The sequence below is a fragment of the Sphingomonas populi genome (genome assembly GCF_004208535.1).
In the GTDB taxonomy this organism is placed as follows: Bacteria; Pseudomonadota; Alphaproteobacteria; order Sphingomonadales; family Sphingomonadaceae; genus Sphingomonas; species Sphingomonas populi.
In genome coordinates this window covers 207,565-223,691 of record NZ_SGIS01000002.1, presented here as the reverse complement: position 1 = coordinate 223,691, position 16,127 = coordinate 207,565, and the positions used below count along the sequence as shown (strand labels likewise).

Sequence of the window (16,127 nt, the reverse complement as noted above, 5' to 3'; positions counted from 1 at the left end):
TGGGCGGATGACGAGGGCACGGCGCTTGGCGACGGGCATCAGCCCGCCGCCACCGCGCGCGTCACACCGCAGTAGCGTACAAGGCGTGGTGGGTGAGGATGAACAGGGTGCGGCCGTCGCGCCCGCCCAGCACGAGTTGCAGCGGGCGTTCCGGCACATCGATGCGGCGGAGCAGCGCACCATCGGGTGCGTAGACGAACACCTGACCATTGGCGACGTACAGCGTCCCGTCCGCCCCGCGCAGGGCGCTCTCGCCGCCGCGATCGGCGACGATCTTGAGGTCGGTGACGCTGCCCCCTGCCCCGACCAGCCCGCTATAGGTGCGGTTCTCCGAAGCGTTGGTCAGCGTCACGCGTGCGCCCGGCGCGGCACCGACGAAGCCGTAGGCGTCGAGCGGATCGGACCAGCGCCAGCCCTGCTGATCGTCCGGCCCCTGATTCCACACGCGGAAAGCCGGCAGCACCAGCGACCCGTCGGGCGAGACATATTCGAGCGGCTTGGCCTCGCCCATCTTGGTGGTGAAGAAGTCGGCGAGTGTCGGATAGGTGTAGGTCTTGGGATCGATGCGGTCGTCGAACTCGCCATTGGCCCAGACGTTGCCCGGGAGCAAAGTCGTGGCGGAGGGATGCGGCTTGACGGGCGTCGGCGCGATCACCCGCACCGTCGCCGGCCGGGCGGGATCGATGCTGTAGACGGTGCCGTCGCGCCCCGCCGAGGACAGCACCATCAGATCGCCCGACCGATCGACCGCAAGGCTGACGGGATCGAGCGGCAGGTCGGCGATCGTCTCCAGCCCGCCCTCGCGCGACCAGCCGTGGATGCGGTGGAAAAAGCGGTCGATGAAGTAGAGCTTGCCCTTCGCGTCGGTCGCCGCGCCGGCGATCGAGTAGAAGCCATCGGCGAGTTTCTCTACGCCTTGCGTCACCGGCACTGCGCTCGCCGTCGCGGCGGCGGCGGGCGCCGGCGGCACGTCGAGCTTGGCGAAGTCGCGTTCGCGGACCTGCTGCTGGCGAGTCGCGTCGGTGATTGCGTTGTCGAACGGGTATTTGCTCGCGCGCGCGAAGGTGCCGCAACCCTTGGTGTCGCAACTCGCGAAGCCGCTCTCGGCGTTCACCTGCACGTTGCGGAAGCGGATATCGCCCGAGTTGAACAACCGGATCGCGGTGTCCATCGGCTTGGCGGTGCGCGTCACACGGTAGGAATGGTAATTGGTGAACAGGATGTTGCGGCTGTTGTGGAACTCGGTCGAGACCGCATTGACGCCGTCGCGGACCTCCTGCTCGGTCTGCGGGCCGAGGAACTCCCAATTGGCGACATTCTCGAGCACGATCTCATGCCGGTAATGGTGCTCGGCGGAGAGTTCGTAGACATGGCCGGGCGTGGTGGTGTCGGAAACGCGGAAGCCGGCCGAGGCGAGCGTGTTGGGCGACCAGATCGCCGCGAACGTGCCGCCGCCGCCGTCGGTCACCCAGATGCTCGCCGGTTGCCCGTCCTGGCGCACGCGCGGATCGCCGGGGCGGGCCTGCATGGTGCCGTCGCGCAATGCGGGGCCTTCGATCCGCACGTCGTTGACCATCGAGGCGGCACCCGCCCTCCACACCAAAGCGGATGCGCGTGGATTGACGCTGCCGGCCCACAGGCCGAGGCCCGACACGATCGCATCGCCACCCTTCGCGCTTTCGAGCAGCGCCTTGGGGCTGCCGACGCCAGCAAAGGCGGGCGTGTCGTCGCGCAGGAACAGCCGCGTGCGCGCGGGGTGCAGCGCGATCAGCACGCTGTCGGGCCGCAGCCTGAGCGTATCGGTAAGAAGATAACGTCCGACCGGCAGGTAGAGGACGCGGTGCGTGTCGATCGCGCGTTGGAGTGCGGCGGTATCGTCGGCCTCGCCGTCTCCCTTTGCGCCGAGATCGCGCGCGTTCGCCCAGGCCGAGACCGGCGGCATCGCGCGGATCGCCGGTGCCGGCGCCGCCGGCATGCGCGCGAGCGGGACGATATCGGCGTCGGTGGCAAAGTCTCCCATCTGCCCGAGGCCGGCGAGCTTCAAGCCGTAGGAGAAATCTCGCACGCGGTAGCGCGCGCCGACACCCGCCACGACCGTATTGCTCTCGCGCATCCGTGCGAACACCGGCACGTTTTGGGCGACGGCATTGTCGAAGCCGATCTTGGTGTGGACGTCCTTCTCGTTGGAAATCAGCACGCCGGCCTTGGCGATATTCTCGAAGCGGACGTTCTTGCCCCACAGGAAATCCGAATAGCCGCGATCGATCTCGATCCCGATCGGCGTGTCGCGGATCGCGACGTTGACCAGGGTCAGCCCGACTTCATGCTCGCGGATCGCGGCGTCGCTTTGCCCCTCGAAGGTCGAATCGAGCAAGGTGAACGGCCACATCGGCGCGGTCTTCTCGGTGACGATGCCGTAGCGGCCGCCGTAGAAATGGAGATCCTCACAGGCGTTGCCGACCTGATAGATTCCGGCAAAACCCGAGCCGAGATCGAAGTCGATATGGCGCAGATAGGCATGCTGCGCGACGCGGAAGCGCACCGCGACCGCGCCGGCATTGCCGCGCCCGATCTCGAAATCGACATTCGACAGCGCGGAATAGAAGGTCGTCTGGGTCGCGTCGAAGATGGTCGGATCGAACGGGACGGTGGTACGCGGTGGCACCGCCGGCTTGCCGGAGCGGAACTGGTCCTCGCCGGTGAAGGCGACCATCGCACCGATGCCGCTGGCGAACCCCGGCGTGTCATCGCCGAGCACGATCACGGGGCGCGTCTTGCCGACACCGAACACGCGCACGCCAGAGCGCAACAGGATGCTGCGGCTGATCCGGTAACGTCCGGCGGGCACGAAGACGAGGCCGCTGCCGGTCGATGCCGCCGCCGCATCGATCGCCTGTTGGAGCGCGGCGGTATCGTCGGCGCGACCATCGCCGACGCCCTTGACGATCACCGCGCGCGGATCATCCGGAAGCGACTGATAGACCGATGTCGACTTGGCGGCCGCAAACGTTGGCGCCACCGCGGCCAGCATCGTGCCGACCAGAAACGCTGCCTTCATCATATCCTCCCAAATGGCCGCGTCGCGCCAATGACCGGGCCGAGCGGCAAACCCGATGCGCCACGTATTTCGCAGTCGATCGAAGCACTTCCCCGTACCAGCGCATGATGTTAACGTAAACATGACTTTTGGTCGTAGATGCGCAATCATGGCGCGAAGCCTAGACTGCACGACGATATAGATCGCACGATTGGCGGAGGGGATGGATGGCGATTCGATGTGCCCAGCGGCGTAGCTTCTTATGAGCGGTGAAGACTGGCGGCTGGTGATCGCGGCGATCGCCGGCATCATCCTGTCCGTCGTGCTGATCGTGCGCGTGCGGCTGCATCCCTTCATAGGTTTATTATGCGGCGCGTTTGCGGTCGGACTGTTCGCCGGGCTGCCACTCGTCGATACCGGCAAGGCGGTGCAAAAAGGCGTCGGCGACATCATCGGCGGGACCGGGCTGGTGGTGGCGCTGGGGCTGTCGCTAGGCGCGATGCTCCATCTTTCCGGCGCGGCGGCCTCGCTGGCGACGAGTGCGTTGCGGTTGACCGGCGTGCGCGCCGCGCCGTGGGCGACGCTAGGCGTGGCGATCATCATCGGCCTGCCCTTGTTCTTCGAAACCGGGCTGGTGCTGCTGCTGCCGATCGTGGTCGCCGCCGCCGAGGCGATGCCGCACCAGAAAGACAATGACGCCGCCAAGCTGCGGCTCATCATGCCGGCGCTGGCTGGGCTCGGTGTCGTTCACGCGCTGGTGCCGCCGCATCCGGGTCCGCTGCTGGCGGTGGAAGCGCTGCACGCCAGTCTTGGCCTGACGATGCTGTACGGTATCCTGATTGCCATTCCGGTCGCGGTGCTGGCGGGGCCGCTGCTGGCGCGCGTGGTCGCGCCCGGCGTGCGCCTGACGCCGACCGTGCTGAGCGATCACACGCTTGATCTGACGCCGCCGCCGCGTGCGATATCGCTGCTGATCGTAGTGTTGCCGGTGCTGCTGATCGCGATCGGCGAACTGGGCCAGCTCATTCCTCCGGTCGCCGGGTCGGCGTTGCTGGCGGCGGCGCGCAATCCGGTGCTGGTGCTGCTCGTCACCAACCTGCTCGCGCTGCCTTTGCTGTTCGGGCGGCGGCTGGCCGAAGCGACCGTGCAGGACGCGGTGTGGCATGAGACGATGGCGAGCGCAGGCGCGATCCTGCTCGCGATCGGCGCGGGTGGTGCGCTCAAGCAGGTGTTGGTGACGGCGGGGCTGTCCGATCTGCTCGCGCGGCTGGTGCTCGCCTATCCGGTGTCGCCGCTGTTGCTCGGCTGGCTGGTCGCGGTCGCGATCCGGCTCGCAGCCGGATCGGCGACGGTGGCGACGATCACCGCCGTCGGCATCATGCCGGGGGTGGTCGCGGCCTCGGGCGTGTCGCCCGAACTGACCGTGCTGGCGATCGGCGCGGGATCCGTGTTTTTCAGCCATGTCAACGATCCCGGCTTCTGGCTGGTCAAGAGCTATGTCGGCACCTCGACGCCGGATACGTTTCGAACGTGGTCGATGGTCGAGACGGTGATCTCGGTCGCGGGCCTCGCTGGGGTGTTCGCGCTGAGTTACGTGGTTTGAACGGTGTGGCAAAAACTGGACACACCTGCGGTTAACGAGATCGCTATCACCTGCCCCATTCCTTTCTGATCCGAGAAAATTCCTCGCCCAACGATAGGTGCTAGAAAGAGCTTGCGGGCGAAATATGATAGCGTTACCACTTGGTCTAACGGGGTAGCTCGGACGATAGCCGGACGATCTGCCAAAGGGTGCCGCGTTGCAGACGGCACCACATGCTGACCAGCATGCCGATGACGATATCAAAGAGAACAGATGCAGGATCGGGGAGGAGTATGAGCATTACGCTTGGCTGTGCCGACAATCCGAAATTCGCGTCGCCGAACCGCGCGCCTGCATCGATCCAATGCCGTAGTGTCCGTGCTGCGCCGCAGCCTGACGCCATTGCCGTTTCCCCCAGCCTCAGGGGTGCCGTTCGCGGCACCCCGTTTTTTTGGGTGCTTTGAAACACGCCGAGGCCGGCAAATCGAGACCATAGCAACGACAAGCCGCCATCCACCGAGCGGCACGCATGGGGAGAGTGATGATGATTCGGAAAGACATGTTGCTGGATCGCCGCGAGGCGCTGTTAGGGTCCGCACTGGTCGGTGCCGGGCTGGCGGCGGCCCCGATCGCCGCATCGGCCGCGCGTGCCGCTGCCCCGTCGGCATCGGGAACCTGTTCCACGCCGCATAGCGCGGTCGCCAAGACGCAATATGGACCTGTGCGCGGCTACGTTTCGGGCGGCGTCTTCACCTTCAAAGGCGTGCCTTACGGCGATGACACGTCGGGCGAGAACCGCTGGCTGCCCGCCAAGCCGCCGAAGCGCTGGACCGAGGACTATCCCGCGCTCGCCTATGGCGCGAACTGCCCGCAGACGCTGCACAGCTTCCGCGCGACCGAGCATACCTTCCTCCAGCAATGGGATGACGGCTTCCTCGGCGAGGACATGCTCAAGCTCAACATCTGGACCCCGTCGCTGAGCGGCAATCGCGCGGTGATGGTCTATTTCCACGGTGGCGGGTATAGTTTCGGCTCGTCCTATGAGCTCGCCTCGCATGATGGCGCGCAGATGGCGCGGCATCATGATGTCGTGCAGGTTTCGATCAACCATCGGCTCAATGTTCTCGGCTTCCTCGATCTCACCGAATTGGGCGGCAGCGCCTATGAGGAATCGGTCAACGTCAGCATGACCGACTGCATCGCCGCGCTGCGCTGGGTGCAGGAGAATATCGCGGCGTTCGGCGGCGATCCCGACAAGGTCATGATCTACGGCCAGTCGGGTGGCGGATCGAAGGTGACGACGTTGCTGGGAATGCGCGCGGGCAAGGGCATGATCCACCGCGCGGCGGTGCAATCCGGCGGTGGCGGTGCGCTCCCGACCGCCGAGCAATCGCGTGAATTCTCGCGCCGGTTGGTCCGCGAACTTGGCGCGCGGGATATCGGCGCGTTGCAGAGGGCGGACTGGAAGACGCTGTTCGAGACCGGCAACCGTGTCGCGACCGACATCAACGGGCCGATGCGCGGGCCGCCCGGCCCCTCGACGACACCGCGCGTCGGCTGGGGGCCTACGCTCGACGGCAAGGTCATCGACGTGCGTTCGTTCTCCGAAGTTGCACCGGACATCTCGCGCGACATTCCCGTGATGATCGGCAACGTCAGCGAAGAAGGCATGCGCTTCGGCTCGAACCCGAGCGAGGCGGAGTGGCGCGCCGATCTCACCAAGCAAATGGGTGCGACCAAGGCCGATGCGCTGATCGCGGCGATGAAACAGGCGCATCCCGAAAAGGCGATCCGCACGCTATCCTACGGGGTGCAGGGGCTGTCGGCGCGCAACCGAGTGCAGAGCATGGTCGCGTTGAAATATGCGCAAAAAGCGGCGCCGGTGTTCCAATATCTGTTCCAATGGCAGTCACCGCAACTCGATGGCGTCGCGGGGGCATGGCACACCGCCGAGCTGGCCTTCTGCTTCGACAATACCGCGCGGTGTGACCAAGGCACCGGCAACACGCCCGACGCGCAGCGGCTGGCGCGGACGATGGCGACCGCCTGGGCCAATTTCGCGCGCACCGGCAATCCGAGCCAGCCCGGCCTCGCCTGGACGCCGACCGATCCGGCCCGCTGCCAGACGATGGTGTTCGATAGCCAGTGCCGGATGGTCGATGATCCCGAAGGGGCGGCGCGCCGCATCCTGCTGGGCTAAACGACGACGAGAGGGGAAAACGATGGGCGCTTTTCGACATCTGATGCTGGCGGCCGCGCTGCTGACGGGCGCGGCGCCGGTGGTGGCGCAGGACGCGCGCATGACGCCGATGGCGGCGCCGGCCGAGCCGGGCGCAATCGCGCTCAAGACCGGCGGCGTGAGCGGATCGACCGCGCCGGAAGCGTGGTTCAGCCAATATGGCGTGGCGATGACGCGCAACGTCAGCACCGCAACGCTCACCCCGTTCCTGCCCGATCCGGCCAAGGCGACCGGCGCGGCGGTGATCGTCGCGCCCGGCGGCGGCTTCCTGATGCTGTCGATGGAGAATGAGGGCTGGCGCGTCGCCAAGGCGTTCGCGGCGCGGGGCGTGGCCGCGTTCGTGCTCAAATACCGTCTGAAGCCGACACCCGCCGGCATGCCGCAGTTCGAACAGGCGGTGGGCGCGATGTTCGCGAGCGCGGGCCGTGCGGACTCGCGCCTCAAGCCCGAGGATGCCGTCGCGGGTCTGTCCGACCAGATCGCCGATGCGCGCGCCGCCTTCGCGCTGGTGCGGAGCCGTGCCGCCGAATGGCGAGTCGATCCGGCGCGGGTCGGGATGATCGGTTTTTCGGCGGGCGCGATGACGACGATGGCGGTGGCGCTGGCCGCGCCCGAGCTGAAGCCCGCCTTCATCGCGCCGATCTACGGTTCGATGGAAGCGGTGTCGGTGCCCGCCGACGCACCACCGATGTTTGCCGCGCTGGCGAGCGACGACCCGCTGTTCGCGCACAAGGGCTTCGGGCTGATCGACTCGTGGCAGAAGGCGAACCGGCCGGTCGAGTTCCACCTCTACGAACATGGCGGCCACGGTTTCGGCCTCGGCAAACAAGGCACCACCAGCACCGGCTGGTTCGCGGCGATGATGCAATGGCTGGATACGAGCGGGCTGCTCACGCGGCGGTGAACACGTCGAAAAGGAAGATGCGGATGATGACGAAAGCGTTGCCGGTCGCGGCAGGGATGGCGTGGCTGGCACTGGCGAGCGCGGCGGATGCCGACACCCCCGCCCCGCCCAGCCTCGCGCCCTATTTCCAGCCGGCGATCGGCGCGGCGAAGGCGCCCGATGCCGACGGCTTCCTTCAGCGCTGGCTGCTGCTCGAACCGATCGTCAAGCCGAACCGCAGCAATTCGGGCTTCACCAACAGTTACGTCCGCACCGCGCTGACCACGCACTATTTTCCGGGCCAGTTCACTGCGCTTCCCAAGGATGGCGAGACGGTGAAGGGCGCCGCGCCGCTGCGCTGGCACGCTTTCGATGCGGTGCCGTTCGACGTGACGCTGTTCACCTTCGCCGCTGCGCTCGGCAAACCGACCTATGGCGTGATCTTCAACGCGGTGACGGTGGTGCATAGCCCGCGCGAGATGAAGAACGTGCGGCTCGCGGTCGGCTCGAACGCGGCGTCGATGTGGTGGCTCAACGGCAAGGAGGCGGTGATGCTGTCAGGCGACCGGCGCATGGTGATGGACGACGTGCTCTCTCCGCGACTGACGCTCGCCAAGGGGCGCAACGTGCTTCGCGGCGCGGTCATCAACGGCCCCGGCCTGAGCGATTTCTGCGTCCGCTTCCTTGATGAAGACGGCAAGCCGATCCGCGACATCAGCGTGGACGTGAAGTGATGGCTGGAGACACCATGCGGCATTTCGCCACCGCCCTAGCGGCCTTGCTGTCGCTGCCCGGCGCCGCCAGCGCGCAACTCGCGGGTGAGCCGTTCATCCACGATCCCTCGACGATCATGGAATCGGACGGGAAATATTACACGTTCGGCACGCGTGGCGGCGGTCTCGTCTCCGAAGATGGCTGGACGTGGCACAGCGGCGGCGAACGGCCCGGCGGCGGCCTCGCGCCCGACGTCATCAAGATCGGCGACCGCTATTATGTCGCCTATGCGGTCGGCGGTGGCGGCATGAACGGTGGCCACGCCAGCAATATCAAGATGATGTGGACCAAGTCGCTCGATCCCAAATCGCCCGATTTCGGCTATCACGATGTCGGCGTGGTCGCCTCCACCGACGGCGTCGAGAATGCCGATGCGATCGACCCGGCCTTTCTCCTCGTCGATGGCCGGCTGTGGCTGAGCTACGGAACCTATTACGGCTTCATCCGCATCGTCGAACTCGATCCCAAGACCGGCATGCGGCTGGCGGGCAACCAGCCGGTCGATATCGCGATCGACATGGAAGCCACCGCGCTGATGTACCGCGACGGCTGGTATTATCTGCTCGGCACGCACGGCACTTGCTGCGACGGGCCGAACTCGTCGTACAACATCCGCGTCGGCCGCGCGAAGAGCGTGACCGGGCCGTATCTCGACACCATGGGCGTGCCGCTGCTCAAGGGTGGCGGCAAGCTGGTGATCGACGGGCGCGGTCGGACTTTCGGGCCGGGGCATTTCGGGCTGATCGATCTTGGCGGCGGCATGGAGAAATTCTCGATGCACTATGAGGCGGACATGGACCGCAGCGGGCGTAGCGTGCTGGCGATCCAGCCTTTGCTGTGGCGCGACGGCTGGCCGATCGCGGGCGATAACCTCAAGGCGGGGACGTACGAGATCACGTCCGAGCGTAGCGGCAACGCGCTGCAGTTGAACGTGGATTTCGTTCGCATCGCGTTCGATCCGCGCCGTTCGTTTTTCGCCAAGCCCGACACGCCGATCGTCCCCGTTCCCGACCAGACGCTCGCCGAGGATCAGGCGACCTGGCCGAAAGACAAGATCGCGGTCGATCTCGGCGAATATATGATCCGCCCGCATCAGCAGTGGACGATCACCCCGCTCGCAGGCGCGGGCGGCTATTTCGGGTCGCCTTATTACAAGATCGTCGTCGCCGGCACCGACCGCGCTCTGGCCGCGACGCCCGATGACGAGGTCGTGACCGCCCCAGCGTTCACCGGCGCGCCGGAACAATTGTGGCGGATCGACCAGCTCATCGACGGGTCATACCGGATCACGCCGAAGGTCAAATCGGCGAGCCGGCGCGACGTCGCGCTGGTCACGATCGGCGCGAGCACGCCGACGCTCGCCACGTTCGATCCGGCCAGCGATGCCGGCCGCTGGACCTTCAAGGCGCCGTGACCGCTACCGTTTCTTCCCATCAGGAGCCGACCCGATGAACACGCGTTTCAAAGCCTGGCACCTCGCGCTGGCGCTCGCCACCTGCGCGCCCTCGATCGCACTTGCGCAGGTCACGACCAACCCGCCGCCGGCGGTGCCCAACGCGCCGCCAGTGACGATCGAGCACATCAAGGTCCATGCGCCGTCGATCGAGGGCAATCTGGAAGGCGAATCCGCCGACCGCGATGTGCTCGTCGTGCTGCCGCCGAGCTACGCCAAAGCGCCCAAGCGCCGCTATCCGGTGGTCTATGCACTGCACGGCTATTCGATCGGCGCCGAGCAGTGGAGCAAGGAAATCCATCTGACCGACGCGAGCGCGGGCGCGTTCGCCAAGGGCGCCAAGGAGATGATCCTCGTCCTGCCCGATTCGAAGACGGTGCATAACGGATCGATGTATTCCAGTTCGGTAACGACCGGCGACTTCGAGACGTTCATCTCGCGCGACCTGATCGCCTATGTCGACGGGCATTACCGGACGATCGCCAACCGGGCGAGCCGTGGCCTCGCCGGCCATTCGATGGGTGGCTATGGCACCGCGCGCATCGGCATGCGGCATGCGGACATGTTCGGCGCGATCTACATGATGAGCCCGTGCTGCCTCTCCGCCCGCACCGCCGCGCCGGCCGATCCGCAGGCAGCCGCGACGCTCGAAGCGCTCAAATCGCCAGCGGAGTCGGCGAGCCTGCCGTTCATGCTGCGCGCCCAGCTCGCCGCCGCCGCCGCATGGTCGCCCAACCCCAAGGCGCCGCCGCTGTATCTCGACCTGCCGACCAAGAACGGCGTCGCCCAGCCCGAGGTGCTGGCGAAATGGGCGGCGAACGCGCCGCTCGCCTTTGTCGATCAATATATCGGCAATCTGAAGCGCTACAGCGCGATCGCGATCGATGTCGGCGATCAGGACAGCCTGAAGGTGGACGCGGGCAAGCTCCACCAGATCCTCGATGATTACGGGGTGGCGAACAGCTTCACGATCTATTCGGGCACCCACACCAGCAATGTCGCGACGCGCGTGCAGGAGTTCGTGCTGCCGTTCTTCAGCCAGCACCTCAAGAGCAAGTGACCGCGAGCGTGCGGGGCAGTATCAAGCCGGAATGGTGACAGCGAAGCGAGCGAGATCATTGCGGGCGGGCTGTGCGGTCTTCGAGCGCACAGCCGCTTTTTCTGTCCGTCAGGCACATCCGTGATGCAGGCAAGAAACCTGCTGACGACGGCGATGCGGCATCACCAGACCGGCCAATTGGGCAACGCCGAGCAAGGCTATCGTGCGGTCCTCGCGATCGAGCCGCGCAATGTCGACGCGTTGCATCTCCTCGGCGTGGTCGCGCACCAGCGGGGCCACAATGATGCGGCGCTCGATCTGATCGGACGCGCGATCGGGCAGAACGGGCGTGTCGCGGCGTTTCACCACAATCTCGGCAACGTACTCGGCCAGCTCGGCCGGCAAGCCGACGCAGTCGCCGCGTATCGTCAGGCGATCCGGCTCCAGCCGGAGCATGTCGAGGCGCACGCCAGCCTTGCCGGTCTGCTCGTGCAGCAGGGCGAGGCGCAGGAGGCACTAGCCGCGATCGATCGCGCGCTTGCGCTGCGACCACTCGACGCTGGCAAGCACGTCAATCGCGGCAATATCCTGCACGCGCTCGGCAGGAGCGACGCGGCGATCGCGGCCTATCGCCGGGCGATCGAACTGGAGCCGGCGCTCGCCGCCGCGCACAACAATCTCGGACTGGCGCTGATTGCGCGCGAGGAGGTCGAGGCAGCGTTGCCATGTTACCGGCGCGCGATCACGCTCAAGCCGGATTATGTCGAGGCATATGTCCATCTCGGCAATGCGCTTCAGGATCTGGGGCAGTCCGGCGATGCGGCGGCGGCATATCGTCAGGCGCTGGTGCTCCAGCCGGATCGTGCAGATGCGCGACTTGCCCTTGCCATGACCGCGATCCCGATCATGCCAGCCACACCGGAAGCGGCGGCGGGAACGCCGCACGCTTTCGCGGCCGCGCTGGACGCGCTTGCAACCCATCCGCAGGGCCTGAGTGCTGCGGCGGGGCGCAGCCAGCCGTTCTACCTCGCCTATCGACCCGTGGATGTCACAGCCGACCTATGCCGCTACGGCGATCTCGTCGCCACGCCGCAGCCTGTACCGGATCGCGAAGCGCGGACCGGGCGGCTCCGTCTCCTGATCGTCAGCGCGCATGTGCGGGACCATCCGGTCTGGCGTGTCAACCTGCAAGGCTTGCTGACTCATCTCGATCGCAGCCGCTTCGATGTTGCGGTGTTTCACACCGGCGCGCGCACCGACGAGCATACCGCATGGGCGGCGGCGAACGTCGATACGTTTGTCGGCGGCGAGCGGAACGTTGCGGCATGGCGCGCGAAGATCGTCGAGTATCGGCCCGACATCATCCTGTACCCGGAGGTTGGCATGGACCCGGTGACGGGCGCGCTCGCGAGCCAACGTCTGGCGGCGGTGCAAGCCGCTGGCTGGGGACATCCGATCACCACCGGCCTGCCGACGATCGATCTGTTCTTCAGCGGCGAAGCTCTGGAAGGGCCGGACGCCGACCGGCACTATCGCGAGCGGCTGGTGCGGTTGCCACGCACCGGCGTGAGCATTGAATGGACGGCGGAAGGAGGCGAGCCGTGGCAAGGGCCTGAGCGGGCGGCGGACGTGGTACGGTTCGCGCTCTGCCAGCAGCCGATCAAGTTCGATCCCGCCGACGACGCGCTGTTGACGCGCATCGCCAAGGGCAGCGGCGCGTGCGAATTCTGGCTGGTCATGCCGAACCGTCAGCAATGGGCGGGTAAACAGCTCGTCGCGCGGCTGCGGGACCGCTTCGCTGAGGCGGGGCTCGATCCCGATCGCTACATCAAGGTCGCGTCTTGGATGACGTCGCGCAGGTTCAACGGCTTTCTCGACGCGATGGACGTGTATCTCGATTGTCCGGCCTTTTCCGGCTTCACGACCGCGTTGCAGGCGGTTCAGCGCGGCCTGCCGATCGTCACGCTCGAAGGCCGCTTCCTGCGCCAGCGCATGGCCGCCGGGCTGCTCCGCGACATCGGCATGCTCGACGGGATCACCGAGACGCCCGACGCCTATGTCGAGCGCGCGGTCGCCTGGGCGAACCACGCCCGCGATACGGCGGGTTGGAGCAGATCACGCGACCTGCTCCGCGATGCCGCCAGCCGGGCGATGGGCGACCCTGAACCGATGCTGCGGCTTCAGGATGCGCTCATCGCCGCCGCCGGTTAACGAGACAGCAACGCCGCCTCGCCCCATGTCACCGGCAGCGTCGCGGGATCGGCTACAGCCGCGCGCGCGACGAGTTCGATGATCTTGACGCCCGCCACGTCGGCGGTCAGCGGCTCGCCGGCATCACCCCATTTGAGCGGCTTGCTGGTGGCGAGCAGCTTGCCGTCGCCATAGACCGTGAAGATGACAGCACTCCGGTTGCGTGCCGAATCGTTGACCCCGACGGTGGCGGTGAAGCGGCGATAGCTCTGGTTGCGCACCTCCAGCCGCGAATTGGCCAACACCCCAACGCCGGTGTCGAAGGTCTTGCCGGCGATGCGGAGCGCCTCGCCATACGGCGCGCTATCGGCCTGCGCGCCGCCCCAGCCGGCGTAGATCGGGCGCTCGCCGCTACCCTTGGTGCCCTGCCAGCCCGAGGCCGAGCGGTGGATCATGGGATCGGGCGCAGGTTCGACGACGCCATCGACCGCCGGATTGACGTTGCCGGGCTGTTCGGAAAGGTACAGGCCATCGGCGAGCACGCGGGTGCCGCGCGCCTTGAACATCAGCGTCTGATGCGGTTCGAGGTGAAGCTTGGTCATGCCGCGGAAGCTCTGCTGTTTGCCGGTCCACAGATCGGCAAGCGCGATGTCGGCGTCACCCCGGAACTTCATCTGGGCGGCGGTCAGATCGACGTCGATCGGCGCGGCGCTGCGGTTGAAGATCGCGACGGCCTTGTCGCCGGTGCTGAGCGTCTTGACGAAGGTCTGCACCTCGTCGCTATCGAATGCGACCACTGCCTGGTGCCCGGCGGGGTCTTGATTAACCGCGATCACATCGGCGTTGCCGAACACGTCGAGCAACGCTTTCGGCGCCTGCCGCAAGTCCATGCCGATCATCAGCGGTGCGTCGATCATCGCCCACATCGAGAGGTGCGAACGCGCCTCGGTGATGTGGTTCGCATCGAAATCGCCCTTGCCGATGTACAGCATGTCGGGGTCGTTCCACGAACCGGGATGCGCGTAAAAGGCGCGCTTCGCGGCGCTGTCGAAGTTGGTGAGCATCCGGCCCCAGCTCGGATTGATATCGTCGCTGGTGCGTGAGAGGCTGCCGAAATCCTTGCCCCAGGCGCGAACGTTGCCCGCGCCCCAGATGCACAAAGACAGCAGGAAGTCGCCGTCGGGGTTGTTGCGGACCAGTGCCGCATTGATCTGCCGGAACTCCGCCTGAACCGCAGGAATATCCGAGCGCGCGACCGAATCCATGTCCAGCAGCGGCTTGAGTTCTCGGTACGCGCCGGATTTCACCTTCTCGCTGTCGGCGCCATACGCGCGCAGCCCGCAGCCATCGACCTTGATGAAGTCGAAACCCCAGGTCGCGAAGAACAGGGCGATGTCCTGATCGATATGTCCGTACAGCCCGACTTCGCGCTCCCGCACTGTGCCTTTGGGCAGATCGGTATCGTCGGGCGAATAGGCTTGCGAACAGGTGTTGCGGCCAAGGTCCGAATAGATGCCGACCTTGAGACCCATCGCGTGGACCCGGTCGGTGAACGGTCGGAACGTCGGCAGATCGGCGCCCGCCACGGCGGAGGGAAAGCGCGCGGTACGGATGACGAGATTACCGTCGGTCAGGCGGCGCTTGATCGCCCAGCCATCGTCGATGTTGACGTAGCGATAGCCCTTGCCCGCCAGTCCGCTGTCGACCAGCGCTTGGGCTGAACCGATGATCTTGGTCTCGTCGATATCGGTGGCGAAGGCGTTCCAGCTACTCCAGCCCATCGGCGGGGTTTGCGCATGGCCGGACGTATAGGCGGACCAGCGGCCGGTCGGTGTCAGCGGATCAGCGCTGGCCCGCGCTGCGAAACCGGGGAGCAACGCGGCCACCGCCAGCGTCGTACCGAGAAACCTCTTCATCCTGCCATCCTCCCATTCAGCCGACACCGAATCCATGATCTTGCGTCGCCGCCAACGCTTAGCAGCGGCCCGTGGAGACTGTTAGCGCTACCGTAAAAATTCCTGGCCCGCTCGGGTCTGCGGATCGCGTCACAGTTCACCTTCCGCGTGGACGGGGCGCGGCAATTCACGTTGCTGTGCCGGATCGCGGGTCGCGGCTATTGCAACCTTTGCGCAAGAACAATTCGGACGCCGTGATTCTGTGCTGATCTTTCCCAGGCCCACTGGACCAACGGAAATTCTTCAAAGCGAAGTTGGTGAAAAGGCGCTTGGGCTGCCGTGTCGTCACAGCGGGCGCCGGCATGAAGATAAGCGGCGAACCATGATTTGCGTTATGGTAAAACATTGGACATAAGAGCGCGGTTCCAAATGAACGCCTCTCCTGCAGCGCGCGTATATCGCCGCTCGATCATACGGACATATTGTCATGGCTGAAGAAACCTTGAACTCCATCGAACTCGCCACCGAACTGACCATCGCGTGGCTCGGCAACCAGAACAACCGCGTGTCGGCCGAAGATGTGCCAGCGTTCCTGCGCACGATGCACGGCACCCTTCTCGAACTCGACTCAGGAACGACCGGGTCGGACGGGACCGGCGAAGAAACCGCTGCCGCCGATGCGTTCACGCCCGCCGTGTCGGTCCGCAAGTCGCTCGCGTCGAAAGATCACATCATCTCGATGATCGACGGCAAGCCCTACAAGACGTTGCGGCGCCACCTTTCGACGCATGGCCTCACCGATGTGCAATATCGCGAGCGCTACAATCTGCGCCCGGACTATCCGATGGTCTCCGAAAACTATTCGCTCGCCCGGCGGGCAATGGCGCAGAAGATCGGTCTCGGCCGCAAGGGTCGCGGCGCAGCGCCCGCCCCCGAGGAAGCGCCGGCTGCAAACGACGCGAGCGCGGCGGCTACGCCCGCAAAGCGCACGCGTCGCAAGGCGGACGAAACCGCGTGATCTGAAAGCATCGCCCG

10 protein-coding genes are annotated in these 16,127 nt (G+C 66.1%); 8 read left to right on the top strand and 2 right to left on the bottom strand.

Features of this window, described 5'->3' with window-relative positions:
* Positions 1 to 61: 61 nt before the first annotated feature.
* Entirely contained in the window at positions 62 to 3,061 is a 3,000-nt protein-coding gene (locus EWE75_RS02430) for a glycosyl hydrolase family 28-related protein (RefSeq protein WP_130155092.1), read from the bottom strand.
* A gap of 238 nt (positions 3,062 to 3,299) precedes the next feature.
* On the opposite strand from EWE75_RS02430, the gene EWE75_RS02425 reads away from it, so the two are divergent.
* From EWE75_RS02425 to EWE75_RS02395, 7 genes are all read left to right on the top strand, one after another.
* The gene (locus EWE75_RS02425) at positions 3,300 to 4,640 is read left to right on the top strand and encodes a GntP family permease (protein WP_130155091.1); all 1,341 of its coding nucleotides are present in this window, start codon (positions 3,300 to 3,302) and stop codon (positions 4,638 to 4,640) included.
* Between the two features lie 520 nt (positions 4,641 to 5,160).
* A complete protein-coding gene (locus tag EWE75_RS02420; protein WP_231708166.1) occupies positions 5,161 to 6,819 on the top strand; it encodes a carboxylesterase/lipase family protein in 1,659 nt (552 codons plus the stop codon).
* 22 nt (positions 6,820 to 6,841) lie between these two features.
* A complete protein-coding gene (locus EWE75_RS02415) occupies positions 6,842 to 7,762 on the top strand; it encodes an alpha/beta hydrolase (RefSeq protein WP_231708165.1) in 921 nt (306 codons plus the stop codon).
* A gap of 23 nt (positions 7,763 to 7,785) precedes the next feature.
* The gene (locus tag EWE75_RS02410; RefSeq protein ID WP_231708164.1) at positions 7,786 to 8,475 is read left to right on the top strand and encodes an acetylxylan esterase; all 690 of its coding nucleotides are present in this window, start codon (positions 7,786 to 7,788) and stop codon (positions 8,473 to 8,475) included.
* Complete coding sequence (locus EWE75_RS02405) at positions 8,475 to 9,929, top strand: family 43 glycosylhydrolase (protein WP_231708163.1); 1,455 nt, start codon at positions 8,475 to 8,477, stop codon at positions 9,927 to 9,929. Before EWE75_RS02410 ends, EWE75_RS02405 begins: the two co-directional genes overlap by 1 nt.
* A 34-nt stretch (positions 9,930 to 9,963) precedes the next feature.
* Entirely contained in the window at positions 9,964 to 11,028 is a 1,065-nt protein-coding gene (locus tag EWE75_RS02400) for an alpha/beta hydrolase (RefSeq protein WP_130155089.1), read from the top strand.
* A 123-nt stretch (positions 11,029 to 11,151) separates the two neighbouring features.
* Entirely contained in the window at positions 11,152 to 13,218 is a 2,067-nt protein-coding gene (locus EWE75_RS02395) for an O-linked N-acetylglucosamine transferase, SPINDLY family protein (protein ID WP_130155088.1), read from the top strand.
* On the opposite strand, the gene EWE75_RS02390 is transcribed toward EWE75_RS02395, so the two are convergent.
* Entirely contained in the window at positions 13,215 to 15,113 is a 1,899-nt protein-coding gene (locus tag EWE75_RS02390) for an NPCBM/NEW2 domain-containing protein (RefSeq protein WP_130155087.1), read from the bottom strand. The two genes, EWE75_RS02395 and EWE75_RS02390, sit on opposite strands and share 4 nt — an antisense overlap.
* 466 nt (positions 15,114 to 15,579) lie before the next feature.
* Here EWE75_RS02390 and EWE75_RS02385 point away from each other — a divergent pair, with 466 nt between their 5' ends.
* On the top strand, positions 15,580 to 16,110 hold the full coding sequence (locus EWE75_RS02385; protein ID WP_130155086.1) for a Ros/MucR family transcriptional regulator: 531 nt from the start codon (positions 15,580 to 15,582) through the stop codon (positions 16,108 to 16,110).
* Positions 16,111 to 16,127 lie beyond the last annotated feature (17 nt).